Consider the following 26,130-nt stretch of genomic DNA (forward strand, 5'->3'; position numbering starts at 1 on the left):
GTAGAGGGGGCAACGCCACATTTTCACACATCCGTGCGTGCGATGCCGCAGAGGTCACGCGGTGGCGGTAAGTTCCGCGATGACTTTATCCCAAAGCTCGGGCGGCTGTGCGCCCGGCACCGCGTGCTTGCCGGCAACGATGAAGGTTGGCACGGAATTCACGCCCATGGATCGGCTGTGCGCGTCGCGCTCTGAGATGTCCTTTTCGTCTGAATCCGATTGCAACAGCTTGCGCACAACGGCGGCATCCATTTCGATGCCATCGGCAATATCGGCCAGAACGTCGTGATCCCCAATATCGCGGGCCTGGACGAAATAGGCCTCAAAGAGGGCTGCAACCGCTGCGGTCTGGCGTCCCTCAATCCCCGCCCAATGGATCAATCGGTGGGCGTCGAGTGTGTTGGGCGTGCGCTTCATGCCTTCGAAATCTATCTTGAGACCGGCGGCCTCGGCATGCTCAACCACGGGCGCATAGGCGCGCACGGCCCCTTCCTTGCCGCCGAATTTGCCTTCGAGATAGGCCCGCCGGTCCATGCCAGCGCGGGGCATGTCGGGATTGAGCTGAAACGGATGCCATTCGATCTGGAACGGATGGCCGGGGTGGCCGGCCAGTGCCTTGTCCAGATGGGTCTTGCCGATGTAGCACCAGGGGCAGATCGGGTCTGACATAATGTCGAGCTTGATAGGATCAGTCATTTTGGGCCTCAAAACCGGCCCGCAATGCACGCCGCAGTATTTTGCCGTTTGGCCCCATGGGCAACTCGGGCAGGTGGATATAGAGACGCGGCTGTTTGTACCGCGCCAGCTTGTCAGACACATAGGTGTGCAAGCGCTGATCGTCCAGTGCATGCGGCGCGGTATAAAACGCGGCGATCACGCGGGTGTCCTGTTTGATCTGCACATCGGTCACCGCAACCGCCCGGATGCCGGGGCAGGTTCCAAGGATTGTTTCCACTTCGATGGGGGAGACCCGGTAGCCGCCCGCATTCATCATATCGTCATTGCGCCCCAGGTAGGTGATCTGCCCCTCCGGTGACATGACACCTTGATCGCCGGTCAGAAACCACTCTCCCTGCATCCTGGCCGCTGTTTCCTCGGGTGCATTGAGGTAGCCCAGCATCAATCCGGGATCCGAACGGTGAATGGCAATGGTGCCTTCCCGACCAACCGCGACTGGTCCCTCGCTGCCTATCAGGGCGACCCGGCGACCCGGTTGCGGGCGTCCCAGTGCGCCGGGGGCTGCGGAACGCCCCGGCGCGCCGGAAATGAAAGTCGAGCATTCGGACATGCCGTAGGCTTCAAAGAGCGGCGCTCCCGAAAGGGCTGTCCAGCGCGCCGCCAGATGGGAGGACAGTTTTTCACCGGCGCTCAGCCCGTGTCGAAGATCAGGGGATTGGATTGGCGTGTCATCCTTGAGCATCTGGCGGTAGACCCCCGGGGCCGCGGCAAAGATCGTGGCGGCATGACGGCGCATCAGGTCCGGTAGCTCCGTGACCGGTGTTCCGGCGGCGGGGATGAGGGCGGTGGCACCAACTGTCCAAGGGTCCATCAAGCCGGTGCCCAATGTATAGGTCCAGTTGAAGGCCCCCGCATGCATCACCCGGTCCTGCGTGGTCAGACCGTACCAGCCGTCAAACATCATGCGTCTTGCCCAGATCGCCCGATGCGCGTGCGCCACAGCACGGGGCTGCCCGGAAGTGCCCGATGTATAGATGATATACCCCAGCCTGTCCGGATCGCCCATGTCCCAAGGCGCAGGCGGCAGGGTGCGGAAGGATCGCAACCGGTCGAGGTCAATTAGCTTTGGATGCTCCGGGCAAGCAATGGCGTCCTCCCGAAGAATTGCGGCGGGGCGCATCTGCGCAACGATGCCAACCACTTCGCTTTCAGTCAGGGCCGCAGAGGTCGGGATCGGCACCAAGCCGACGGCCAGAGCCGCCAGATAGGCGATGGGAAAATCAACCGAGTTTCCGAGCCGCATCAGCAGCCTGTCGCCGGGGGTCAGCCCCTGATCCAGCAAACCTGTGGCCGTTCCCAGAACCGCCGCCAGCAATTGCGCATAGCGCCACCTCTGCGTGCTGTCCTTGCCGACCAGAAGCAGCGCGTCTTTATCAGGGAGGTGCTCGGCGCGCGCCAATACATAGGCTGCCATATTGAAAGGCGCAGGGCAGGGCGGCGCCGCCCCTTCTTCAAAGAGTGATAACATATCAGGGTGCTAGCTTGGCCTCCGCCGCGTTGCAAGCGCTGTCGCGAGGCCTTATAGCTGCGCCATGAGTGCTGACCCCAAAACCCTGATCCAGATCGCCCGACAGGGCGGAAATGACGAAAACGGCGCGCCGGTGGACCTTGGTCAACGCGTGCGCGAGTTGCGAAAGGCCCGGGACTGGACGCTTGAGCAGGCCGCAGGTCAGGCCGGTCTTGCGCGCTCCACCTTGAGCAAGATCGAAAACGGACAGATGTCGCCCACATATGACGCGCTGAAAAAGCTGGCTGTGGGCCTTGAGATTTCCATTCCACAGCTTTTCACGCCGCCTCGGGCCGGGCAGGTCAACGGCCGCCTTGCCGTCACCAAATCCGGGCAGGGGACGGCCCAGGCAACGGTGACTTATGAACACGAGCTTCTGGCTGAAACCCTGACCAAGAAACAAATGCTGCCGTACCGCGCCCGTGTGCGCGCCCGTCGCATGGAAGAATTCGACGGCTGGGTGCGTCACGACGGCGAAGAATTTCTCTACGTACTGACCGGTGTCATTCGCCTTTTCACGGAATTCTACGAACCCATCGAAATGCGCCGTGGCGACAGCGCCTATTACGACGGAACAATGGGCCACAATATCGTGTCGGTCAGCGAAGAGGATGCCAATATTCTCTGGGTGACCTCGCTGACCTGACACACCGCAGGCGGGTCACGACGGATCGTACCACCAGACCTCAGGCATGTAGCTCGGCCCGTCTCCGTAAATGGGCAGGGTGTCGGAGAATTTCATTTCCTTGACGTGGGCAATCCGGCCTTCGGTGAATTGCCAGAACGGAATGACATAGCGCCCGGCGGTCAGCAGCCGGTCAAGAGCGCGCACGGCTGCCACGAATTCATCCTGACCGCGGGCAGAGAGCATCCGGTTGATCATCGCATCAACGGCTGGTGAGGCCACGCCCATCCAGTTGCGCGACCCAGGCTGGTCTGCCGCTTCCGAACCCCAGTAAAACCGTTGCTCATTGCCCGGTGACAGCGACAGCGCGCGCCGATAGGTGGTCATGTCAAAATCAAACGCATTGGTGCGGGCGGTATATTGGGCACTGTCGGTCGTTTCGATTGCGACATTCATTCCCAACCTTTTCAGGGCAGAGACATAAAGATCAGCAATAGCGATATTCTCGCTGCTGTTCTGTGCCAGCAGGATGGTGAAGGACAATATCTCGCCGGAGTCGTTGCGCATCTGACCGTCCTGTGCCGTCCATCCGGCTTCTTCCAGCAGGGACATCGCCCGCCGGATGCCCTTGCGGTTACGGGCGGAGCCGTCGGAGACCGGCAATGCATATCCCTCAAGGGTGCCGGGCGGGATCGTGTCGGCAAAATCCGCCAGCAGATCGGCCACCTGACCCTGTGCTGCACCGGGCATCATCGCGAGGCTGGAATTGGAGAAATATGAGGTGATGCGCGGTTGCGCCCCGCCGGTCAGCGTATCGTTGATGAATTCGAAATTGAACGCCTGAATCATGGCCTCGCGCACGCGCCAGTCATCAAATGGTGGTTTGCGGGTATTCATGACAAAGCCGGTCATACCAGAGGGTTTTTGATGCGGGATTTCCGATTTCACGATCTCACCACGCGAAATTGCCGGAAAATCATACTGGGTGGCCCATTTTTCCGCATTGAACTCGCGCAGCGCTGAAATATCCCCGCCCTTGAAAGCTTCGAAGAGCACGGAAGCATCGCCATAAAAATCCAGCTTGATGCTGTCAAAATTGTGGGTGCCTTTGCGAAACGGCACATCCATCCCCCAATACTCCGGGTTGCGCGTCAATTCTACGAAGCGACCGGCTTCATAGCCGGAAATCACGTAAGGCCCGGTACCCATCGGAAAATCTGCCAACGGTGCATTGGCGAAATCCCTGCCTTCCCATTGCGCGCGGCTGAGAATGGGGCGCATGCCCGCCAGCAGGGCCAATTCCCGATTGTCGGTATTGAAGGTGATGCGCAGGGATCTTGGGCCGGTTTGCTGGATGGCGTCGATCTGGGCCGCGAGGCTGTGGTAGCGTGGGTGGCCCTCGGTGCCAAGAAGTTCATAAGAGAACAGAACATCCTCCATGGTGACCGGCGAGCCGTCCGAGAACATGGCGTTTTCCCGCAGGGTGAATTCCACCCAGGACCGGTCATCGGGGACCTCGACCGATTCGGCCAAAAGACCATAAAGCGTGAAGGGTTCGTCCCAGGACCTGCCCATCAGACTCTCGTGGGTGAAGAAGCGCAATTGCCATGGAACTGTACCTTTGCGCACAAACGGATTGAGGCTGTCGAACCCACCTGTGTTCCCCAAGGTAATGCGACCGCCCTTGGGTGCATCGGCGCGCGCATATGGCAGAGACACAAAATCGGGTGGCAAGGCTGGCGTGCCATACATAGATATCCCGTGCGTTGGCTCGGCACTGGCCTCAGACAGCCAGAGAATCGCTGCGCACACGGCGAAAATCCGCTTGGTGGCGCGGAAATAAACAGTGTTCATTTTGGAGACAATCTCCTGCTGCCCTTGTTTTCTTGGACCTCAGCCTACCGAGGTATTTCCGTCTTATCAAACTTTTAGCTTGGCCTGTGGCGCTAGATTGCTTATAACAAGGTCACTGCTCGATAGGTTTCTTGCCTGTATGAAACCTGCCTCAATAACTTAACGCCTGCCTTGTGCAGGCGTTTTTTTTGTGCCCGTGGAATTTGATGAATTGATCTGCGTGAGGTGGAGTACCTCCGCTTTGTGATCAACCATGGGTTAATTGGGCGTTTTCTTTGCAGTCGCAGCACGTCATTATGCATGCAACGCAGCATGGCTGGCACCGGGAAAAGGAAACACAGATGGCATTTGAAATTTCACTGGCGGGCAAAACCGCCATCATTACGGGGTCGAACTCGGGTATTGGTCTCGGCATTGCCTGGGAACTCGCACGTGCTGGTGCCGATATCGTCCTGAACTCTTTTACCGATAATACAGACGATCACGCGCTGGCGGCGGAGATGGCCAAATCCGCCGGGGTCAAGGTCCAGTACATTCAGGCCGATATGTCCAAAGGCGATCAGTGTCGGCATCTGATCGCGCAGGCGGGGCGTTGTGACATTCTGATCAATAACGCGGGCATTCAGCATGTGGCCCCGATCCCCGATTTTCCGGTCGAAAAATGGGATGCCATCATTGCGATCAATATGTCTTCGGCCTTTCACACCACCGCTGCCGCTTTGCCGATGATGCGCGCGGCTGGCTGGGGGCGTGTGATCAACATCGCTTCGGCCCATGGGCTGACGGCCTCGCCCTTCAAATCCGCCTATATTGCCGCCAAACACGGAGTGGTCGGGTTGACCAAGACAACGGCGCTGGAAACCGCGCAGGAACCTATTACCGCCAATGCTATCTGTCCGGGTTATGTGCTGACACCCATCGTGGAAAAGCAGATCCCCGACACGATGAAGGAATACAACATGTCGCGCGAAGAGGTGATCGAGAAGGTCATGCTCACCCGGCAGCCGTCCAAGCAGTTTGCAACCGTCGAGCAGATGGGTGGCACGGCAACCTTCCTGTGCTCGGATGCGGCGGCCCAGATCACCGGCACCACGATCAGTGTCGATGGTGGCTGGACAGCGCTTTGATCTTTCGGGAACAGGCAACGACATCCACAGTCCGGTAACGGGGAAGGCTGCTATCATGGCACGCAAAAAGCGGATCAATCTGGCCCTGCAGGGTGGCGGCGCGCATGGGGCCTTCACCTGGGGGGTGCTCGACCGGCTGCTGCAGGAGGAAGACATCGAGATTGCCGCAATCTCCGGCACCTCGGCGGGTGCGCTGAACGGGGCGGCCCTCAAGGCGGGGATGATCGAAGGCGGGCGCGACGGCGCGCGCGCGCGGCTCGACTGGCTCTGGCAGGAAGTGGGCGCGCGCCCTGATCTGAATATCCCCGCCTGGATGGTGCCGTTTTCGCTATCGGATTTCAGTCAGGCGCTGGAATATTCCTGGCCGGTGATGACCGCCGATGCGGTCTCGCGGCTGGTTTCTCCTTACGCATACGGCCCGTTTTACAGCAATCCGCTGCGCGCTATCGTCAAACAGTTCAATTTTGATGCTGTCTGTGAAGAAAGCGGCGAGGGGCCTTGCCTTTTCATCTGTGCCACGCGTGTGCGCAACGGCAAGGTGCGCGTCTTCAAGGATAGCGAGATCAGCACCGACGCCATTCTCGGCTCTGCCTGTCTGCCCACAGTATTTCAGGCGGTCGAGGTCGAAGACGCCGAAACCGGTATGAAGGAAGCCTTCTGGGATGGCGGTTACACCGGCAACCCCGCGCTTTTCCCGCTGTTTCACCCGAATTTGCCTGACGACATCCTGATCATCAACATCAACCCGCTGGAACGCACCGAACTGCCACGCTCGGCACAGGCCATTCAGAACCGGATCAACGAGATCAGTTTTAATTCCTCGCTGCTACGCGAATTGCGGGCCATCGAATTTGTGCAGCGGCTGCTGGATCGCGGGACGCTGTCCACGGATCAGAAAAGCCGGGTGCTGGTGCATATGATTGCCGATGACGCGCTGATGAACGAACTATCCGTCGCCACCAAACTGGTGCCCACACCCTTCACGCTGTCGCGTCTGAAAGAGGCGGGTCAGAAGGCCGCCGATGACTTCATCGCGCAGCATAAGAAGGATCTTAACAAGCGCAGTTCGGTCGATCTGGTGGAAATGTTCCAGTAAGCTCAGATCTGCCCGTTTTCAGGCGGCGTGTTCGGGTCTTTGCCGTTGGGATAGACAAGCCCGGCGGAGATCACCAGTTTGGCGGCTTCTTCCACGGTCATGTCCAGCTCGATGATGTCATCGGCAGGAAAAAACAGCAAAAACCCGGAGGTCGGGTTCGGTGTTGTTGGCACAAAAACACTGACCATCGGGCGCGCATCATTGGCACGCGCGGCGATCTCGCCCTTGGTGGTGGTCGAGATGAACCCGATGGCCCAGATGCCACGTCGCGGGTATTCGATCAGACAGGCTTTTTCGAAGGAGCGTTCCGATTGCGCAAAAACCGTCTCCGAAATCTGTTTGATGCCGGAATAGATTGTGCGGACAACGGGGGTGCGTTCCACAAGGCTTTCGCCGTATCTGATCAGTGATCGCCCGATCAGCCCCTTGGCCATCCACCCCACAACGATGGTGAAGACCAGGAAAATGACCACGCCAATGCCGCGCACGTTGATCTGCACGGAAGGATCGAGCCCCAGGTAATCCTGAAGCACCTTGTCGGGCTGGTAGCTGTCGGGCACCAGTGGCAGCACAAAGCCGTCAATCCAACCCACCACCGACCAGATCAGCCAGATGGTCAGACCCACAGGTGCGATCACCACAAGCCCGGTCAGAAACGACGCCCGTAGCCGGGCAAAAAGGCTTCTGCGTGTCAGGGGTGGTTCAGGGTCAAACGGCGTATTCATAAACGTTTCTCAAACTGGTTAACCGTAGTTAGGCGCTTTATTGCCACTTCACAATGGCGTCCGGTTGGTTTCCCTTCAACTTCCCGCACCACGCGAAATACTGGTCAATTCCGTGGCAATTGATGCGGCCAGACGGGCGTTGTTGCGTACCAGCGCGATGTTTGCCGTCAGCGAACGCCCCTCGGTCAGCTCGAATATTCGTTGCAGCAGGTAGGGTGTGACGGCCTTGCCTCTGATCCCATGAGCATCCGCGTCCGATTGCGCCTGTGCAATGATCGGCGCGAGGGTTTCGGCGGCGATCTCGTCAGCCTGTGGAATGGGGTTGGCGACAAGCTGCCCGCCGGGCAATCCCAGCATGCCGCGCATGTGGTGCGCCCGGGCAATCTCACCGGCCTGATCCATGCGCAGCGGAGCTTTCAACGCAGAGGAGGCACTCCAGAACGCCGGGAAATTGTCCTGACCCACGGCGATCACCGGCACCCCTTGGGTTTCCAGCACTTCCAGCGTCTTGTCCACGTCCAGAATAGCCTTCGCGCCCGCGGCCACAACGGTCACTGGGGTTTGCGCCAGTTCCATCAGGTCAGCGGAGATGTCAAAGCTGTCTTCAGCGCCCCGGTGCACGCCGCCGATCCCGCCCGTGGCGAAAACCGCGATGCCAGCGGTATGGGCGGCGATCATGGTGGCTGCGACCGTGGTCGCACCAGTGCCGCCTGTGGCCATGCAGGCGGCAATATCGGCACGCGACAGCTTGGCAACCCCTTTGGCCTGCGCCAGTTCTTCCAACTGCATATCGTCGAGCCCGATGTGCAACGTGCCATCCATCACGGCGATGGTCGCCGGTGTCACCCCTTCAGCGCGGATGTCGTTTTCCACCTGGCGGGCAACCTCAAGATTCTGCGGATAGGGCATGCCATGGGTGATGATGGTGCTTTCCAGCGCGACAACGGGTCTGCCAGCGGCTTTTGCGGCGGCAACCTCGGCAGAGAGGATCAGGGGCAGGGCGGTCATAGGGCGGTTTCTCCGGAAACATAGGTGGCGGCGGCGTGCAGGGCGCGTCTCAGCGCGTCTTCGGGGCTGGACCCTTCGGCATCTGCGGCGATATGGGCGGCCATGAAGGTATCACCGGCCCCGGTGACGCGGGTCACCAGAACCTGCGGCGGGGTCTGAGTGATCAGCCCCTCTGCGCGGCCTTCGGTCGCATCCGATCCACCATCGGTGACCAGAACGCGCGCCGCGCCGCGTTTCAGCAGCCCTTCGGCCGCGTCACGCGAATTGGCGAATTTCTTCTGGCAGAGCAGCCCGGCCTCTTCGAGATTGACATAAAGCGTGCCGCGCCCGGTCTGCACAAAGGGGGCCAGCCTTTCGGCCTTGCCCGGCGAGGCAGGCGCCACGCGCAAATCCGCCTGCGCCAGCAGCGGGCTGCGGGCAATATCGCTCAGCAGTTTCAGGGTCAGATTGCCGTCAAGCGCCACCAGCCCTTCATAGGGTGTTTCCGGTGTCGCCAGCCGCCCATCCGACAGAGGTGCCAGTATCTTGGCACCCGCCGCCTCAAGCGAATGCGCATCGGCAATGGCCGCAATCAGGCCGTTGGCGCCTTCGACGGCCATGTAGATGTCGGTTGGCAGGTCGTCTGAGCGGTAAACCGTGTCGGTGATCATGCCGCGCGCGGCACAGGCACTGATCAACTCATCGCCTTCCGCATCCCGGCCAATGGCGGTCAAAAGCGCCGGGGTGAGGTCAAAGCGCGCAAGTGTCATGGCGATGTTCATGGCCACGCCACCGGGCAGGCGGGTGATCCGCCCGGGCACATCGGATCCCTGCCGCATGGCGCTGGCAGACCGGCCGATGATGTCCCACAGAACCGAGCCGATACACAAAATGTCAGGCGTAGATTTCATAGCCGTCTTGTGACGGGGAAGCGGCGGGGGTTCAAGAGCGGGCCGCGATTATTCCGGCACAGCAAATGTCAGCGCTGCCCAGAGGGTTTCCCACACCGGCGCGTTTTCAGCCGTACCCGCAGCAGCACTGGGACGCAACACCACCGCATCAAGCAGATAGTCATGCCCATCGGCAACTGGCAGTGTCGCAATCCCGGCCTCATCCGTGCGGGTAAGCGACACCGTCACGCTGCCATCTGCGGCCCGGTCAAAAATTTCGACCTGCGCATCCGCGCGCGGCACGCCCTGATAAAACACCTGCACACGCATCTGCCCGTCAAACGCGGGATCATAGGGGTTTGTCAGGGCGACAAATTCCGTGGCCAGCCCAAAGGCGCGGTCCGCTCCGGCCCCAGCACCCACCGCGACCAGTGCCTTGGCATGGCGCGTATAGGTCTCGCGAAACCGTTCTTTCGACCAGCCAGCGGCCTCGTGATCCGCCGCAGCATCCGGAAAATCCTTGTGATCGGCAAATTTCAGAAACTTTTCCCATTCCTTATACGTCAGGTTGGAAGAGGTCGTTTCATGCAGGATCACCAGCAACCCCGCCCCTGGCGCTGTGACCTCCAGCGCAGGTGTGTCGCCGATGCGCCCCTCAACGGGGATCAGCTCATCGCCCGAAACCATGTCAAATCGGGTGAACCGATTGTCAAACCAGGCCAGCGAGGAGCCCTTGAAATTCTGACCATTGCGCAAATGGGCAACAAGTTCCGCACCGGGGGCAACCTGAAACTGCTCCGGTTCAATCCAAAACTCATGGCCAACCGCGGGCTGACCGGTTAGCAGTAGGGCCACGATGAAAAGACGAGAGATCACGATGTTATCCACGTTAAAAACCTTCCTGTTCAAGCTGTTGTTTTTGGCAGTTTTGTCAACCGCTGCTCTATGGCTCGACGCGCCCGCAAGCCGCGCCCATGAATTGCAACCCACGATCGCTGACCTTTCCCTGTCCCCGGACGATCAGATCACGCTGGATTTTCGCATCAATATCGAGGCTTTCCTCTCCGGTGTTGATCTTGATCTTGTGGATAACACCGATGATGACGCGGCCAGCGACGCTTATACACGCTTGCGTGATCTGCCTGCGGATGCGCTCTCCGAGCTTGTGCCGCAACTGATCACACTGTGGAACGCGTCCCCGTTGGCCGAAGCGGATGTGCCCCTGAGTTTCAGCATCGCGCAACTGGAAATTCCCGAAGACGTGGATATCGAACTGTCCCGCATTTCGCTTCTGACCCTGACGGCCCCTCTGCCTGAAGGTGCGCGCGCGGTCACGCTGCATTGGCCCGCCGGGTCAGGGGCGCTGGTGCTGCGCCAGCAGGGGGTCGAGGAACCTTACACCGGCTATCTGGCAGGCGGCGACAGCAGCCCGTCCATCGCCTTTGCCGGGGGCGGGGCGCAAACACTGACGCAGGCGTTTCTGGGCTATATCCCGGTGGGGTTTGACCACATCCTTCCCAAAGGGCTCGATCATATCCTCTTTGTGCTGGGCCTGTTTTTCCTGAGCACGAAGCTGCGCCCGCTGGTCTGGCAGGTCAGCGCCTTCACGCTGGCGCACACGGTTACGCTGGCGCTGGGGGCCCTGGGGTTGGTGACCATCAACGCGTCGGTGGTGGAGCCGCTGATTGCCGCCTCCATCGTCTTTGTCGCTGTCGAAAACATTTTTACTTCCGGCCTCAACCCGTGGCGGCCTGTCATCATCTTTGGCTTCGGACTACTCCATGGGCTGGGGTTTGCATCCGTGCTGGGAGAGTTTGGCCTGCCGGAAGGCCAGTTCATCCCGGCCCTCATCGGGTTCAACATCGGGGTCGAGCTGGGCCAGCTGACCGTGATCGCACTGGCCTTCGCCTGTGTGGGTTGGTTTGCCAAACGGCCCTGGTATCGGGCCCGCATCGCCGTTCCCGCCTCCTGTGTGATCGCGGCGGTTGGGGCCTATTGGTTTGTGGAGCGTGTCTTTTTGTAACGGCTCACGCCATTGCGCTGGTCAGGGCACCCAAGGCTTTGACCGGCGCGTCCGCATCCCAGATTTCCGAGCCGATGCCAAAGAAATCCGTGTGCGGCGCAAGCTGTGCCACCATGTCGGCGGTCAGATCGCCTTCGGCCACCACCGGCACCTCGATCACCTCTGACCACCATTGAAACAGATCCAACGGGGCGAAACTCCCGTCTCCCAGTGCGGAGGCGCGTAAGGGTCCGAAACTCACGTAATCCGCGCCCGCTTCGCCAGCCGTCATGCCATCATGGCGCGAGGTCGCACAATAACTGCCCACAATGGCCTCCGCACCAAGCGCCTTGCGCGTTTCGCGGACCGAACGGGCCGCGTCGGTCAGATGCACGCCGTCCAAGCCCAACCGGTCCGCCAGCACCGAGTGATCGCTGAGCACAAGGGCGATGTCACGGGCATGGGTGACTTCCCGCAAGGCATCTGCTGCGCGTGACAGCCGGTCTTCGTCCTTGGTGGACAGGCTCAGGCGCACACAAGCCACCTCATGTGCATCCAGAACAGAGGCCAGAACGTCGGGAAAGCTGCTCAGTTCGAATTCCGGCGGGGTAATCAAATATAGCTGCGGCTGCTCGGGCATGTCCATGAACGGGATCCTTCCGTGGTCTTTGGCAGAGCAGTAGCGCACCTGCAAACGAATGGAAATGAATATGCCCATGCCGCGGAAAAATTCGCATGGAGGGCGGGCTGCATGTTGCGGGCGCGCAGCACGCAGCTTATGAGGCGGGCATGACAAAACCTGTTGAGCAACCTGATACTCCCGCCTTTGTGCTGGTGCGTCCCCAGATGGGCGAAAACATTGGTGCGGCCGCGCGCGCGATGTGGAATTTCGGCCTCGACCGGATGCGTCTGGTGGCCCCCCGTGACGGCTGGCCGAACCCCGCGGCGACAGCGATGGCGAGCGGGGCGGGGCGGTTGCTGGACGGCGCGCAGCTCAGCCCCGATCTGCCGGATGCGGTGGCCGATTGCTCTTATGTCTTTGCCACCACCGCGCGGGCGCGGGATTTGACCAAGCCGGTCTTCAGCCCCGAAGCAGCCATGCAGATGGCGGCGGAAAAGATCGCGTCCGGGCAGCGGGTCGCCGTCCTTTTTGGCCCGGAGCGGGCCGGGCTTGAAAACGACGATATCGCCCGGGCCAATGCCATCATTTCGGTGCCGGTGAACCCCGAATTTGCCTCGCTCAATCTGGCGCAATGTGTGCTGTTGGTGGGTTATGAGTGGATGCGCGCCGTGGGCGAGGTGATGGATCACACCACCGAAATGGCAGGCACGGACTGGGCCGAAGGGGTGGGGGTGGAACATCTGGCGCAACACTATCAGGACCGGCTGGAAGAGGCCGGGTTTTTCTTTCCCGAACACAAAGCCAACTCCATGCGGACCAATCTGCGCAACATGTGGAGCCGCATGCCGCTGACCCGTGCGGACGTGCAGATGCTGCACGGGGTGATGCGGCAGATGGTCCGCTGGAAAACGCGCGACGACTAGCAACTGGACGCGCCCGGTCAAGCGGCTTAGGTATGCGGCTGAAGTTAAGACAAGGACGATGGAATGAGCCGCAAACGCAAGCTCTTCGAAGAGGTCGGCACCGAGCAGCAAACGCGGCCCGTGGCGCAAACAGGGGTCATTGATCAGGGTCGTGGCGGCGCGCGTGGGGCAATCCGTATCTGGCTGATGATCCTCTTTGCTCTGGTCTTTTTGATGATCGCCGTGGGCGGGCTGACACGGTTGACCGACAGCGGACTCAGCATCACCGAATGGCGCCCGATCACCGGGGCGCTGCCGCCGATGAATGCGGCTGACTGGGAAATGGAATTCGCGAAATATCAGGCGATTGACGAATTTCGGATTCAGAACCAGTGGATGCAACTCGATGATTTCAAAGTGATTTACTGGTGGGAATGGGGTCACCGTCAGCTGGGTCGCGTGGTCGGACTGGTCTGGGCTCTTGGCTTTGCGTGGTTCGCGCTGCGGCGGCAAATTCCGACCGGCTGGCCGCCCAAACTGCTGCTTCTGGGCGCGCTTGGCGGCGCGCAAGGAGCCATCGGCTGGTGGATGGTCGCCTCCGGCGTGACCCAGGGCGAGGGCGTGACAGATGTGGCCAGCTACCGTCTGGCCACCCATCTTGGCTTGGCTTTCGTCATTCTGGGTTTCATCACCTGGTATATTCTGCAACTCGGGCGATCAGGCCGTGATCTGATGCAGGCCCGGCGTGCCAAGGAGGCCAGACAATGGGGGCTGGCTACCGGATTGATGCATTTCGCCTTCCTGCAAATCCTGTTGGGCGCGCTGGTCGCGGGCATCGACGCCGGGCGCAGCTATACCGACTGGCCGCTGATGGGCGGGCAGGTCTTTCCAGCCAGTGCTTTTGTGCTTGACCCGCTGTGGCGCAACTTCTTTGAAAGCCCCGGATTGGTGCAGTTCATCCACCGGGTCAGCGGTTATCTACTGGCGGGTTTTGCCATGGTGGTCTGGCTGCGGGGCCGCAAATCCGCCCATGCCACAACGCGCTTTGCCTTCAATGCCATGATCGCCGCCGTGGCCTTGCAGATCGTGATCGGTATCGCCACGGTGCTCTATGGTGCGCCGGTGCATATCGCACTGCTCCACCAGCTTCTGGCCGTGGTCCTCTGGGTGCTGATCCTACGCGCCCGGTTCCTGAGCGGCTATCCCATTGCCACGTCTTTGAGAGGAAACACCCCATGACTGCATTTGACGCCCTCATGGCGCATGCCCGTGAAACGCAGGCTCTGGTGCAAGTCGCCGGACGTCTGGGCTGGGATCAGGAGACCATGATGCCGCGCGGGGCGGCCCGGCAACGGGGTGAAGAAATGGCCGCGATGGAAAGCGTGCTGCACGCCCGCCGCGTCGATGCGCGGGTGGCGGGCTGGCTGGCGGAACTGGACGGCGCCGATCTGGATGCGCAGGCGCAGGCGCAGCTTCGCCACATCCGGCGCAGCCATGACCGCGCCAGTAAGGTGCCCGCCGATCTGGCCGCCCGCATCGCGCGAGTGACATCCGAAGCGCAGGGCACCTGGGCCGAGGCCCGCGGTGCGGATGATTTTGCTGCCTTTGCCCCCACGCTCGAAGAGGTGATCACCCTGAAACGCGAGGAAGGGCAGGCCCTTGCGAATGGCGGTGACGTCTATGACGCCATGCTGGCCGACTATGAACCCGGCACCACCGGGGCGGAGCTTGAGGCGATGTTTGGCGCGCTGCGTCCTGAGCTTGCCGCGCTGCGGGCGGCCGTGCGCGCGGCCGATGCGCCGCCGAAACTCAGCGGCACCTTTGATGAGGCAGCCCAGATGAAACTGACCCGCAAGCTGGCCAGGACCTTCGGCTATGACATGACCCACGGGCGCGTCGACAAGGCGGTGCATCCTTTCAGTTCCGGCTCCGGGCTCGATGTGCGCATCACCACCCGCACCAGCGCAGAGGATCCGTTCAACTGTTTCTATTCCACAATCCACGAGGTCGGTCACGCCGCCTATGAGCAGAATATCAACCGCGACTATCTGCTGACCCCGCTGGGCGAAGGCGTGTCCATGGGCGTGCATGAAAGCCAGAGCCGCATCTATGAAAACCAGATCGGGCGCAGCCGCGCCTTTACCGGCTGGCTCTATGGCCAGATGCGCGACATGTTCGGTGATTTCGGCATTGCCGATGAAGACGCCTTTTACGCCTGTGTGAATCGTGTGTCGGATGGCTATATCCGGACCGAGGCGGATGAATTGCAGTATAATTTGCACGTGCTGATGCGCTTTGATCTCGAACGCGCGTTGATGGCCGGTGATTTGCAGGTTGCCGATCTCGAAGCCGCCTGGAATGACCGTTTCGAGGCTGATTTCGGCTTTGTCGTGGATAAACCTTCGAACGGCGTATTGCAGGATGTGCACTGGTCGGTCGGTCTTTTCGGCTATTTCCCGACCTACAGCCTGGGCAATGTCTACGCAGGCTGCCTGCACGAAGCCCTGCGCAGCGCCGTGCCGGACCTCGACAGCCATCTGGCGCAGGGTGACACCTCACCGGCCACCGATTGGCTGCGCGAGAACGTGCAAAGCCACGGTGGTCTCTATGAGCCCCGCGACGTCATCGCCCGCGCCCGCGGTGCTGACCCTTCAGAAGCCCCGCTGCTGGCCTATCTGAGAGAAAAATTCACCACCATCTATGGCCTGTAAGCCCACCCTCGGCATTCTCTGCGCGCTCCCGCGATAAAAGGGCCGGGGGCCGCGTATCTTTTGTTCTGTCTTTGAACACAAATTCTGTTTTGAGCCCAGATTACCTGATGCAGCGGCTTCGACGGACGATCACTTTGCGGTAGCTGACCGGCGTCTCGCGCGGTAGAGGTTTTCTTGCGGTGATGGTGATGGAGCGCTTGTGACCCGACTGAAGTGGCTAAAACTCATCTTCCTGCGTTACTATCGGAGTATGGGGTTGCGCGTGCTTCTATACGCGCTTTTGTCTGTTGCAGCGACGCTGGTAAGCCCTTTCGCAAATGCGATTGTCGGCTACGACTTGAATGCTGACATCACCTTCGCATCAGTGACCCCGGTTCTCACTATTCTTGCGAGTTCGATGTTGGCCGTCTCGACGTTCTCGCTCAGCATCATGGTTTCGGCCCACCGGGCGGCAGCAAATACCGCTACGCCGCGAATGCATCGCATTCTACTTGAAGACACGACCACCCAATCAGTTTTGTCGGTCTTCATTGGTGCGTTTGTATACTCTCTTGGCTCGCTCGTCCTGTATCGGCTGGGATTCTATCCTGAAGATGCTGCACTCGTTGTCATGGGAATTACCACGCTTGTCGTGGTTGCCGTGATCTTGTCGCTGTTGCGTTGGATCAACCATCTGACAACGCTGGGCAGTCTTGAAGATAGCCTAAGATCGGCACAGGTTCGTGCGGAAGAAGCGCTACTCGCACACGCGCGCCACCCAAGGTTCGGAGCATCGGAGTTGACCGAGGACACGGTCATGCCCCACGCTACAACGCCATTGTGTGCTCCGCAGTCAGGGTATCTACAGCTAATCGATATGGCCATGCTGCAAAACTGTCTTTCTGACCAAACCACGCTTTATCTGGATGCAAGCCCGGGTCAGCATGTCCTTGTCGGAGACGTCATCGGCCAGGTCGCTGGCACTGTTGATGAAGCTATCTGTCATGAGCTATTGAAAGCCTTCACCTTTGGTAGTTTCAGAACACATGAACAGGACGCGGAGTTCGGTTTGGTCATCATTTCCGAGATCGGGTTGAAGGCCCTCTCACCCGGCCTCAACGACCCCGGTACTGCGATTGAGGCACTTATGATGCTGAAAACGCTGCTGTGGCGATACGCGCTTGAAAAGCCGGAAAGCGACGCACCCACTGCAACGAACGTGATTGCGCGTTTCCCAGGACCGTCCGAATTTGTTGAAGCCTCGTTTGCGCAGATTTCACGTGACTGCGTCGGAAGCTTCGACGTTTTGCTGCGCCTGTTAGAATGCCTCGCGGCTCTCTCCGCCTCGGACAACAATGATCTCGCCAGAGCCGCGCGCGCTCTCGCAGATCGGGCCATTTCGAGGGCAGTGAAAGCCGGGGTGTCGGGGGAGGATCTGGAGCGACTGCGATCTGCCGCACCGAAAACCACTGCTTAGATACATGGGCTATCGAATGTCGTGATTGCCACCATCGGAGCAGGGGCGGCGAATTGCAGCAAAATCCGCACAACAGCCCTTAATGTTTTCTGAGCAATTGGGATCGGGCGCAGAGTTAACCACGCACCTTGTGGCAATCCGGTGCACAGGGTGTGTACGGGGTGTGCATAGGTCGTGCAGGCCGGAAAGGCTTGAATTCAAGGCGTTAACCCGCGATTTGCGGCGCTATGCGGTGCCGGGTCACCGGGCGTTGCGGCAAGCGGTCGTTCAGCCTTCGGTGTCGCCCGCCTCTGGCTCCCCCTGATCGGCGATCCAGGCGACGCTGACGACTTCTTCGCCCTTGCCGGTATCGAAGACCTTGACCCCACCCGCCGAGCGGGAGCGGAAGGAAATGCCTTCGACCGGCACGCGGATCGACTGACCCTTGGAGGTGGCCAGCATGATCTGGTCGTCCATCTCCACCGGGAAGGAAGCGACCAGCGCCCCGCCGCGCATGCCCTTGTCCATGGCCTGCACACCCATACCGCCGCGCCCGCGCACCGGGTAATCGTGGCTGGAACTCAGCTTGCCTGTGCCCTTGGAGGTGAGCGTCAGGATCAGATTTTCCGCAGCCGACATCTCCGCATATCGCTGTTGGCTGATGGTGGCGTTTGCATCGGTGCTTTCGTCATCGGTCATATCGGCGTCATCCGCCAAACCGGCCATCGCGCGGCGCATCTTGAGGTAAGCGGCCCGTTCGTCCGGGCTGGCGTTGAAATGGCGGATCACCGACATCGACACCACCTTGTCGTGACCTGTCAATCTCACACCCCGCACCCCGACGGAACTGCGCGAGTTGAACACACGCACGTCGGAGGAGGGGAAGCGGATCGCGCGGCCCGACGCGGTGACCAGCATCACATCATCGTCGGGTGAGGCGATGCGCGCGTTGATCAGCGTTGTCTGCGCATGCTCGTCCTCGAACTTCATCGCAATCTTGCCGTTGGATTTCACATTTGTGAAGTCTGACAAGGCGTTACGGCGCACGGTTCCGGCAGAGGTTGCAAAGACGATCTGCAATTCCGACCAGTCTTTTTCATCCCGATCGATGGGCAGGATCGCAGCCACAGAGACCCCAGGCGGGATCGGCAGGATGTTGACGATTGCCTTGCCCTTGGACGTGCGTCCGCCCTGCGGCAAGCGCCAGGTCTTGAGCTTGTAGGCCATGCCGTCGGTGGTGAAGAACAACAGCTGCGTGTGCGTATTGGCGACAAAGAGGGTGGTGACCACGTCCTCTTCCTTGGTCTGCATACCCGCCAGGCCCTTGCCGCCGCGGCGCTGACTGCGGAAATCGGCGAGCGGCGTGCGTTTGATATAGCCGCCGGAGGTGACCGTCACGACCATATCTTCGCGCGCGATAAGGTCCTCGTCTTCCATGTCGCCCGACCAGTCGACAATCTCGGTCCGGCGCGGCACCGCAAAAAGGTCGCGCACTTCGCGCAGCTCGTCAGCGATGATGCCCATGATCCTGTCGCGCGATCCCAGAATTTCAAGGTATTCCTTGATCTTACCGGCCAGTTCTTCCAGCTCGTCCGTAACCTCCTTGACGCCAATCTGGGTCAGGCGTTGCAGGCGCAATTCCAGAATGGCGCGGGCCTGGGCCTCGGAGAGGTTATAGGTGCCATCGTCATTCGCGGTATGGGTCGGATCGTCAATCAGCGCGATATAGGGCAGGATGTCCTGCGCCGGCCAGCGCCGTGTCATCAGCTTTTGCCGCGCTTCCGCCGCATCCGCAGAGGCACGGATCGAGGCGACGACCTCGTCGATGTTGGTCACCGCCACGGCCAGACCGCACAGGATATGGCTGCGCTCGCGCGCCTTGCGCAGCAGATACGCGGTGCGGCGCGCGACAACATCTTCGCGGAAGTCTATGAAATACGTCAGGAATTTCCGCAGTGTCAGCTGTTCGGGCCGACCACCATTCAGCGCCAGCATATTGCAGCCGAAATAGGTCTGCATCGGCGTGAACCGGTACAGCTGGTTCATCACCACCTCAGCGGTGGCATCCCGTTTCAGCTCCACAACAACCCGCACCCCGTTCCGGTCGGATTCGTCCTGAACATGGGAGATGCCTTCGATTTTCTTCTCGCGCACCTGCTCAGCGATCTTTTCGATCATGGTGGCCTTGTTCACCTGATAGGGGATCTCGTCCACGATGATCGCCCAACGGTCCTTGCGGACTTCTTCCACGCGCGTTTTGGCGCGGATGATCACGCTACCACGTCCATCAAGATAGGCTTTGCGCGCGCCGGAACGGCCCAGCATGATGCCACCCGTAGGGAAATCCGGCCCCGGCACATATTCGATGAGTTGCTCGGAGGTCAGATCTGGTTCCTCGATCAGCGCGAGCGTGGCGTTAACCACTTCGCCAAGGTTATGTGGTGGAATATTCGTGGCCATCCCAACGGCAATACCGCCCGCGCCATTGACCAGCATGTTGGGAAAACGGGCAGGGAGCACGGTTGGCTCCTGCTGCTTGCCGTCGTAGTTGTCCTGAAAATCGACGGTATCCTTGTCGATATCGGCCAGCAGATAGGCGGCAGGTTTGTCCATGCGCACTTCGGTGTAACGCATAGCCGCCGGGTTATCCCCGTCCATGGAGCCAAAATTGCCTTGCCCGTCCAGCAGCGGCAGCGACATGGAGAAATCCTGCGCCATGCGCACGAGGGCATCATAAATCGCGCTGTCACCATGGGGGTGATACTGGCCCATCACGTCGCCGACGGGACGCGCGGATTTGCGGTAGGATTTGTCATGCGTATTGCCGGTTTCATGCATCGCAAAGAGAATCCGGCGGTGTACGGGCTTCAGGCCGTCGCGCAGGTCGGGAATGGCCCGACTGACAATGACAGACATCGCATAATCGAGGTACGACGTGCGCATCTCATGCTCGATGCTGACCGAAGGCCCGTCATACTCCGGGCGCTCAGGTGTCATTTCATCATCGTTTTCAGGGGGTTGTGGTGTGTCGCTCACGTGGTTTGCCCGATCTTCCCGCTGGCTCTATATCTTGTGGAAGGACACTATCAGAGGGGACATATAAGGTGCAATGCCTGTTCGTTAACAGGATTAGCAGCCGACTGGTTCAAGTGATAACACATTGTTTTCATTGAAAAGTAATTTTGTCATGGCATTCTGGTGCTGTGAAACAGTGAAAAGGTTAAAAAATGCCCGAATCTGAAACAGAACTTATGCTCAAAGGCTATGGGCTGACCACGGCCGAATTCTTTTACCACATTCCGGATTACACCCACGTGCTGAATACTTTCATCTGGCAGGAATATGATCTGGCACCCGACCATCCGAAGCTGTTCGAATTTGTCGAATTCTGGCAGTCAGAGATTGAAGGCCCACTTCATTCCGTGCGGTTTACCCATCGCAAGATGATCAGCCCGGGGGAATGGCGCAACGTGACGGGTGAATTCACCATACATTGAACCGATCGCTCAGGCAGAGCAACTGGCGCCCCCCAGAACGCAGAATTTCGCACAATGAGGATGGTTGAGCGCCACGTCTTTTTCGGCCTCTTCCAGTGTAGCGCCGAGTTCGAATTCCGCGGAATAGGGCAGCAACGTGCAGGCGAGCACAACCGGAGAGGCGTCGCCCTTGCGTTTGACGACCATGCGGGATGAGGAACACATCAATGCATCCGGAGATTTGTTCAGGATGTCCCAACAGCTCGTAGTGATTTCCGGGACTTCGACCGTTTCGTCCATTTCAGGAAAGAGCACGGTCATGGTGGGGTCATGCGCATCAATGTCAAAGCCGTGTTTTTCGAAAAACGCCGCATAACCAGCGCGGCTTTCCACATCGCTTTCGGCCATGATAGAGCGCCCGGCGACCGCCATGCGGATACTGTTGTCCCTAAGCCATTCCATACCCGCCAGTGTTTTCCCGAAGGCTCCGGTACCACGTTCGCAGTCGTGCAAAAGCGGATCATGATGGTCCACGGAGATGCGTAAAGTAAGCTTGCCCGGATGCGCCTCATTCAACGCGACCAGCCCATCGCGCATCTTTGCGCGCATCATCGGTCGCATGGCATTGGTGAGGATCAAAACCTCATATCCACACGCCAGTGCACGCCGCGCCATATCGATCATTTGCGGGTTCATGAAAGGCTCGCCGCCTGTGAAGGCGATTTCTGTAATCGGCCACTTCCTGTCCTCGATCTGGTCCAGGTAGGCCGAGACCTCATCCGCCGTAATATAGACCAGCCGATCATTTGTTGGGCTGCTCTCAATGTAGCAGTTCAGGCAAGTGATATTACACAGGGTCCCGGTGTTGAACCAAAGCGTTTTGGGGGCGGTCAGACCAACGGTCGCGCGCTCTTCACCTTTGGCGGTAATAGCAGGATCTAGAAATTTTCCTGCATTGGCCTGTGAGAGATCTTTCATGGGCGCGTGTGTCCTTCCTGTCAGCTTTCGGTGAATGTGTGCTAGGAGATAGACAAAGGCAAGAAAACATCTTTTGTTCTCTTTGCACGGGTTTGTGAACGGGTTTCAATCTGTTTCTGTTTGCGCTAACAGGAGCGCAAGACGCTCAGACATCTGGATTCAGGATAGACAATATGGTTTCGCGCGTAATTCCCGTCAGCCCCTTTGATCTCGTGATATTCGGCGGCACCGGCGACTTGGCCCGTCGCAAAATTCTGCCGGGGCTTTTCCGGCGCTACTGCGCAGGCCAAATGCCCAAGGACGCACGCATCGTGGGTGCCGCGCGCCGCGATATGGCGGCATCCGACTACGCGGAACTCGCCGCGGAAGCAATTCGCGAATTCGGCGGTGGCAAAGCCTGCGAAGACGGCACGCTGGAGGAATTCCTGACCTGTCTTGACTACGTGACAATTGACGCGCGTGGGGAGAGAGGCTGGAAAGAGCTTCAGGAACGTATGGCCGGCAAGGGCCGTGTGGAGGCGTATTATTTCTCAGTAGCCCCGTCGCTTTTTGGCGATCTGGCCGAGCGCCTGCAGAGCCACGGCATGGCTGATGCGGAGGCGCGGATCGTCGTTGAAAAACCATTTGGGCGCGATCTGGCTTCGGCACAGTCCCTGAACGCAACGCTGGCAAAATATTTCGACGAAAAACAGATATATCGGATTGATCACTACCTGGGCAAAGAAACCGTTCAGAACCTCATGGCGGTGCGCTTTGGCAACATGCTGTTTGAGCCCTTGTGGAACAGTCAGTTTGTTGACCACATTCAGATCACTGTTGCCGAAACCGTGGGTGTGGGCGGACGCGGTGAATATTACGACAAATCCGGTGCTATGCGGGACATGGTGCAGAACCACCTGATGCAACTGCTCTGTCTGATCGCCATGGAACCTCCGGCGCGTTTCTCGCCGGATGCGGTACGTGATGAAAAGCTCAAGGTTATCAGAGCATTGGAACCGGTGGAGCCACACCACATTGTGCGGGGCCAATATGAAGCGGACCCTGACGACCCTGACGAACTCCCTGACTATCGCACGGCGGTGGGCGATCCGCGCTCTCGGACCGAGAGTTTTCTGGCCTTGAAAACCCATATCGCCAACTGGCGGTGGGCGGGCACGCCGTTTTATCTGCGCACCGGCAAACGGCTTTGCGCGCGTTCGTCCGAAATTTCCATTGTTTTCAAGGACACGCCGCATTCGATTTTTGGCGAGGAAGCCGGGCGTCATCGCAATGTCCTGTCGATCCGGTTGCAACCCAATGAGGGCATCACGCTGGGGGTGACAATCAAGGAGCCGGGCCCGGGCGGCATGCGACTGATTGATGTGCCGCTGGACATGACGTTTGCCGATGCTCTGGGTCCGGATGGCGCCGAAAACGTGGATGCCTATGAGCGTTTGATCATGGATGTGATCCGGGGCAATCAGACGCTCTTTATGCGGGGCGACGAGGTGGAAGCCGCCTGGTCTTGGACGGATCCGATCATCGAGGGGTGGACAAATCGGGGCGATGTGCCCAAGCCTTACGACAGCCACGGCGCGGGGCCGGATGCTTCTGCACAGCTGATGCGCCGGGATGACCGGGAATGGCGGGAGATCACACCATGAAATTTGTCGAAAACTCGGATCGTGATATGGCGATCATGAACGTTGCACATGCGCTCACCAGCGATTTGCGCAAATGTCTGTTGCAGCACGAGTTTGCCAGCTTTGCAGTGCCGGGCGGGACAACGCCGGGGCCGGTTTTTGATGCCATGAGTTCGGTGGAAATCGACTGGTCGCGTGTGCATGTCATGCTGACGGATGAGCGCTGGGTGCCAGAGGATCATGCGCGCTCCAACGCCGGTTTGGTGAAGGCCAGATTGCTGACCGGGCACGCCGCAAAAGCGCAGTTCGTCTCTTTCTATCGTGACGGAATGACCGCACAGGAAGCTGCCCCCGAGATTTCCGCGATGCTGACGGATCAAGTCCCGATTTCGGTTTTGCTGCTGGGCATGGGCGCGGATATGCACACGGCATCACTCTTTCCCGGCGCACCGGAACTGGAGGGCGCGATGCACAGGGATGCACCGCTTGTCTGTGCGGTGACACCACACGATCAGCCCGAAGCCCGCATCTCGCTGAGCGGGCCCGCGTTGAATGGTGCGATGGATAAACATCTGCTGATTTTCGGCGATGACAAGCGCGCGGCTTTTGATCGTGCAATGACATTGCCGGCGCTCGAAGCACCAATTGGTGCGGTCATCAAAGGAGGAACGGTTCATTGGGCAGCTTGAAGACACATTGGGACACGCTCCAAACCCGTTTTGATGCCACGCGCGCGAGGTCAATCCTGTCGCTTTTTGACGACAGGCAGCGCGCGGCGTCTTTCAGCGCTCAGCTTGGTGATATGCTCTTTGATTATTCGAAAACCAATATCGATGACGACACGCGCGCAGCTCTCTTTGACCTCGTTGACGCAGCTGACGTTGCCACAAAGCGGGATGCCATGTTTGCGGGTGAGCCCATAAACGACACCGAAGGGCGCGCTGTTTTGCATACGGCTTTGCGTAATCTTGATGGCGGTCCGGTCTTGGTTGATGGTGCGGATGTCATGCCCGGGGTGCGCGATACACTGGCTCGGATGCGGGCCTATGCCGAAGACGTCCGCAGCAGTGACATCACCGATGTTGTCAACATCGGCATAGGCGGCTCTGATCTGGGACCGGCGATGGCCGTGCAGGCGCTGTCGCCCTATCACGATGGCCCGCGCTGTCATTTTGTTTCCAACGTGGATGGCGCGCATATCGCGGATACGCTGCGCGGGCTGGATGCGAAAACCACGCTGGTGATTGTCGCGTCAAAGACCTTTACAACCATCGAAACCATGACAAATGCGCGCACGGCCAAGGCCTGGATGCAAGACCATGGGGGTGATCCCACCGCGCAATTTGCCGCCCTCAGCACGGCGGAAGATAAAACGCGGGATTTCGGCATTCCATCCGAGCGCGTCTTCGGGTTCGAGGACTGGGTCGGCGGGCGGTATTCCATGTGGGGGCCCATAGGCCTGTCGCTCATGATCGCTATCGGTGCCAAGGGGTTTGACGCCTTCTTGCGCGGAGGGCAGGCCATGGACAGCCATTTCCGCCAAGCGGAGTGGTCAGAAAACCTGCCTGTGTTGCTGTCGCTCGTTGGTATTTGGCATGCACAGGTCTGCGGCTATGCCAGCCGCGCCGTTTTGCCCTATGATCAGAGGCTTGCGCGCCTGCCGGACTATTTCCAGCAATTGGAAATGGAATCGAACGGCAAGGGGGTGCAGATGGATGGCGCCCCCGTCGAGGTCGATAGTGGCCCCATTGTCTGGGGTGCTGCGGGGACCAACGGGCAGCACGCATTCTATCAGTTGATCCATCAGGGCACACGGGTGATCCCCTGCGAGTTCATGATTGCAGCCGAAGGTCATGAGCCGGAATTGAAACATCATCATCAACTGCTGATTGCCAATTGCCTGGCGCAATCCGAAGCCCTGATGCGCGGGCGATCCCTTGAAGAGGCCCGCGCGAAAATGCAGGCGGCGGGGTTCGAAGGAAAAGAGCTTGAACGACAAGCCCGCCACAGGGTTTTCAAGGGTAACAGGCCGTCTGTCACCCTGGCCTATCCGACGCTTGATCCGTTTACGCTGGGCCAGATCATCGCGCTCTATGAGCACCGCGTGTTTGTCGAAGGCGTCATTCTGGGCATCAACTCTTTTGATCAATGGGGCGTTGAACTGGGCAAGGAACTGGCGACCTCTTTGCAACCGGTTGTGGAAGGGGAAAAAGAGGCGTCGGGCAAGGACGGTTCAACCGTTGCTCTGGTTGATTTTATTCACAAGCATCAGGCATAGGCGCTGAGAATCGCCGTCTGACCCGATGATCAACGCGCACCTTACTTTTCCTGTGTTGCCCCATCGACGGAGACGAACCTGTCTTTGACAGCATCCGGGATCGGAAACCGGGCGGATGCGTCATGCGTCAGTAAGACGAGTACACAGTTAAAGCTCGCCCGCAGCGTACCTCCCGACCAAAGCGTCTGTGCCAGCGTGAAGGATGTATTGCGAAAGGCGGTACAGCCACATGTCACAACGTAGTCTTCATCCATGCGCATTTCCTGACGGTAATGGATTTCGCCGGACCTGATGACAATCCTGGGGTCAGTGCCGCGGCCCATGTATCGCGAAATGCCCCATTCCTGCGTGTAGCGGATGCGCAGGCGCTCGAACCAATGCATATAAACGGCGTTATTGACGTGATTGAGCACATCGAGTTCGGAGAACCGCACCTGATCGGCCATTGCCAGCGGGGCGGGCGGGGTGATGCCAAGGGCGCGCTGTGCGTCGGCGGACAAGGGTGTGTGGTACTGGAGGCTCATGTCGTGGCCATACGTGTTGCGACCTGCTTTG

The 26,130-nt window shown here is 59.5% G+C and carries 23 protein-coding genes; 12 read left to right on the top strand and 11 right to left on the bottom strand.

Translation table 11 applies throughout. The features are described from left to right. Positions 1-54: 54 nt before the first annotated feature. Together Q0802_RS11800 and Q0802_RS11805 are read right to left on the bottom strand one after the other, a co-directional pair. Complete coding sequence (locus tag Q0802_RS11800) at positions 55-696, bottom strand: DsbA family oxidoreductase (RefSeq protein ID WP_298918232.1); 642 nt, start codon at positions 694-696, stop codon at positions 55-57. After that, positions 689-2,206, bottom strand: coding sequence for a class I adenylate-forming enzyme family protein (locus Q0802_RS11805; protein ID WP_298918234.1), 1,518 nt, complete (start codon positions 2,204-2,206; stop codon positions 689-691). The genes Q0802_RS11800 and Q0802_RS11805 overlap by 8 nt, the downstream gene beginning before the upstream one ends. A gap of 64 nt (positions 2,207-2,270) precedes the next feature. On the opposite strand from Q0802_RS11805, the gene Q0802_RS11810 reads away from it, so the two are divergent. Further along, positions 2,271-2,891, top strand: coding sequence for an XRE family transcriptional regulator (locus tag Q0802_RS11810; RefSeq protein WP_298918237.1), 621 nt, complete (start codon positions 2,271-2,273; stop codon positions 2,889-2,891). Positions 2,892-2,906: 15 nt separating this feature from the next. Here Q0802_RS11810 and Q0802_RS11815 read toward each other — a convergent pair whose 3' ends face one another. Beyond that, on the bottom strand, positions 2,907-4,622 hold the full coding sequence (locus tag Q0802_RS11815; RefSeq protein ID WP_298918464.1) for an extracellular solute-binding protein: 1,716 nt from the start codon (positions 4,620-4,622) through the stop codon (positions 2,907-2,909). A gap of 443 nt (positions 4,623-5,065) precedes the next feature. Between Q0802_RS11815 and Q0802_RS11820 the strand changes: the two genes are divergently transcribed. Continuing rightward, on the top strand, positions 5,066-5,851 hold the full coding sequence (locus tag Q0802_RS11820) for a 3-hydroxybutyrate dehydrogenase (RefSeq protein ID WP_298918242.1): 786 nt from the start codon (positions 5,066-5,068) through the stop codon (positions 5,849-5,851). Positions 5,852-5,906: 55 nt separating this feature from the next. Then, positions 5,907-6,947, top strand: coding sequence for a patatin-like phospholipase family protein (locus Q0802_RS11825; RefSeq protein ID WP_298918245.1), 1,041 nt, complete (start codon positions 5,907-5,909; stop codon positions 6,945-6,947). 2 nt (positions 6,948-6,949) lie between these two features. On the opposite strand, the gene Q0802_RS11830 is transcribed toward Q0802_RS11825, so the two are convergent. The 4 genes from Q0802_RS11830 to Q0802_RS11845 all read right to left on the bottom strand — a co-directional run bounded on the left by Q0802_RS11830 (position 6,950) and on the right by Q0802_RS11845 (position 10,425). Then, positions 6,950-7,672 carry a DUF502 domain-containing protein gene (locus Q0802_RS11830; RefSeq protein WP_298918250.1) on the bottom strand — a complete coding sequence of 241 codons (723 nt, stop codon included), beginning with the start codon at positions 7,670-7,672 and terminating at the stop codon, positions 6,950-6,952. A 75-nt stretch (positions 7,673-7,747) separates the two neighbouring features. Then, a complete protein-coding gene (locus Q0802_RS11835; protein ID WP_298918253.1) occupies positions 7,748-8,680 on the bottom strand; it encodes a pseudouridine-5'-phosphate glycosidase in 933 nt (310 codons plus the stop codon). After that, entirely contained in the window at positions 8,677-9,570 is an 894-nt protein-coding gene (locus tag Q0802_RS11840) for a PfkB family carbohydrate kinase (protein WP_298918256.1), read from the bottom strand. Before Q0802_RS11840 ends, Q0802_RS11835 begins: the two co-directional genes overlap by 4 nt. Positions 9,571-9,618: 48 nt before the next feature. After that, a complete protein-coding gene (locus Q0802_RS11845) occupies positions 9,619-10,425 on the bottom strand; it encodes a DUF4198 domain-containing protein (protein WP_298918257.1) in 807 nt (268 codons plus the stop codon). 1 nt (position 10,426) lies between these two features. Between Q0802_RS11845 and Q0802_RS11850 the strand changes: the two genes are divergently transcribed. Then, positions 10,427-11,572, top strand: coding sequence for a HupE/UreJ family protein (locus tag Q0802_RS11850; protein WP_298918258.1), 1,146 nt, complete (start codon positions 10,427-10,429; stop codon positions 11,570-11,572). Between the two features lie 4 nt (positions 11,573-11,576). Here the strand turns inward: Q0802_RS11850 and Q0802_RS11855 are convergent, their stop codons facing one another. Continuing rightward, positions 11,577-12,197 (bottom strand): thiamine phosphate synthase, encoded by a 621-nt coding sequence (locus Q0802_RS11855; protein WP_298918259.1) that lies wholly within the window; start codon positions 12,195-12,197, stop codon positions 11,577-11,579. 143 nt (positions 12,198-12,340) lie between these two features. Between Q0802_RS11855 and Q0802_RS11860 the strand changes: the two genes are divergently transcribed. The 4 genes from Q0802_RS11860 (at position 12,341) to Q0802_RS11875 (ending at position 17,242) form a co-directional block, all read left to right on the top strand. Further along, positions 12,341-13,096 (top strand): RNA methyltransferase, encoded by a 756-nt coding sequence (locus Q0802_RS11860; protein WP_298918260.1) that lies wholly within the window; start codon positions 12,341-12,343, stop codon positions 13,094-13,096. 63 nt (positions 13,097-13,159) lie between these two features. Continuing rightward, positions 13,160-14,314 (top strand): heme A synthase, encoded by a 1,155-nt coding sequence (ctaA, locus tag Q0802_RS11865; RefSeq protein ID WP_298918261.1) that lies wholly within the window; start codon positions 13,160-13,162, stop codon positions 14,312-14,314. Then, positions 14,311-15,786 carry a carboxypeptidase M32 gene (locus tag Q0802_RS11870; protein ID WP_298918262.1) on the top strand — a complete coding sequence of 492 codons (1,476 nt, stop codon included), beginning with the start codon at positions 14,311-14,313 and terminating at the stop codon, positions 15,784-15,786. Before ctaA ends, Q0802_RS11870 begins: the two co-directional genes overlap by 4 nt. Positions 15,787-15,985: 199 nt before the next feature. Next, the gene (locus Q0802_RS11875) at positions 15,986-17,242 is read left to right on the top strand and encodes a DUF2254 domain-containing protein (RefSeq protein ID WP_298918263.1); all 1,257 of its coding nucleotides are present in this window, start codon (positions 15,986-15,988) and stop codon (positions 17,240-17,242) included. 267 nt (positions 17,243-17,509) lie between these two features. Here the strand turns inward: Q0802_RS11875 and gyrA are convergent, their stop codons facing one another. Then, positions 17,510-20,218: a DNA gyrase subunit A gene (gyrA, locus tag Q0802_RS11880; protein WP_298918467.1), complete on the bottom strand. Its 2,709-nt coding sequence runs from the start codon at positions 20,216-20,218 to the stop codon at positions 17,510-17,512. A 230-nt stretch (positions 20,219-20,448) separates the two neighbouring features. On the opposite strand from gyrA, the gene Q0802_RS11885 reads away from it, so the two are divergent. Continuing rightward, the gene (locus Q0802_RS11885) at positions 20,449-20,718 is read left to right on the top strand and encodes an usg protein (protein WP_298918264.1); all 270 of its coding nucleotides are present in this window, start codon (positions 20,449-20,451) and stop codon (positions 20,716-20,718) included. A gap of 9 nt (positions 20,719-20,727) precedes the next feature. On the opposite strand, the gene Q0802_RS11890 is transcribed toward Q0802_RS11885, so the two are convergent. Then, a complete protein-coding gene (locus Q0802_RS11890) occupies positions 20,728-21,675 on the bottom strand; it encodes a radical SAM protein (RefSeq protein ID WP_298918265.1) in 948 nt (315 codons plus the stop codon). Between the two features lie 173 nt (positions 21,676-21,848). Between Q0802_RS11890 and zwf the strand changes: the two genes are divergently transcribed. Genes zwf through pgi form a run of 3 tightly spaced genes read left to right on the top strand, consistent with a single transcriptional unit; the run spans position 21,849 to position 25,575 of the window. Next, positions 21,849-23,318, top strand: a complete 1,470-nt coding sequence (zwf, locus tag Q0802_RS11895) for a glucose-6-phosphate dehydrogenase (protein WP_298918266.1) — start codon at positions 21,849-21,851, stop codon at positions 23,316-23,318. Further along, positions 23,315-23,986: a 6-phosphogluconolactonase gene (pgl, locus tag Q0802_RS11900; protein ID WP_298918267.1), complete on the top strand. Its 672-nt coding sequence runs from the start codon at positions 23,315-23,317 to the stop codon at positions 23,984-23,986. Before zwf ends, pgl begins: the two co-directional genes overlap by 4 nt. Then, entirely contained in the window at positions 23,983-25,575 is a 1,593-nt protein-coding gene (gene pgi / locus Q0802_RS11905; protein ID WP_298918470.1) for a glucose-6-phosphate isomerase, read from the top strand. Before pgl ends, pgi begins: the two co-directional genes overlap by 4 nt. Before the next feature lie 41 nt (positions 25,576-25,616). Here pgi and Q0802_RS11910 read toward each other — a convergent pair whose 3' ends face one another. Continuing rightward, on the bottom strand, positions 25,617-26,099 hold the full coding sequence (locus Q0802_RS11910) for an acyl-CoA thioesterase (RefSeq protein WP_298918268.1): 483 nt from the start codon (positions 26,097-26,099) through the stop codon (positions 25,617-25,619). Positions 26,100-26,130: the final 31 nt, after the last annotated feature.

It is taken from the genome of uncultured Roseobacter sp. (assembly GCF_947495275.1).
GTDB lineage: Bacteria > Pseudomonadota > Alphaproteobacteria > Rhodobacterales > Rhodobacteraceae > Roseobacter.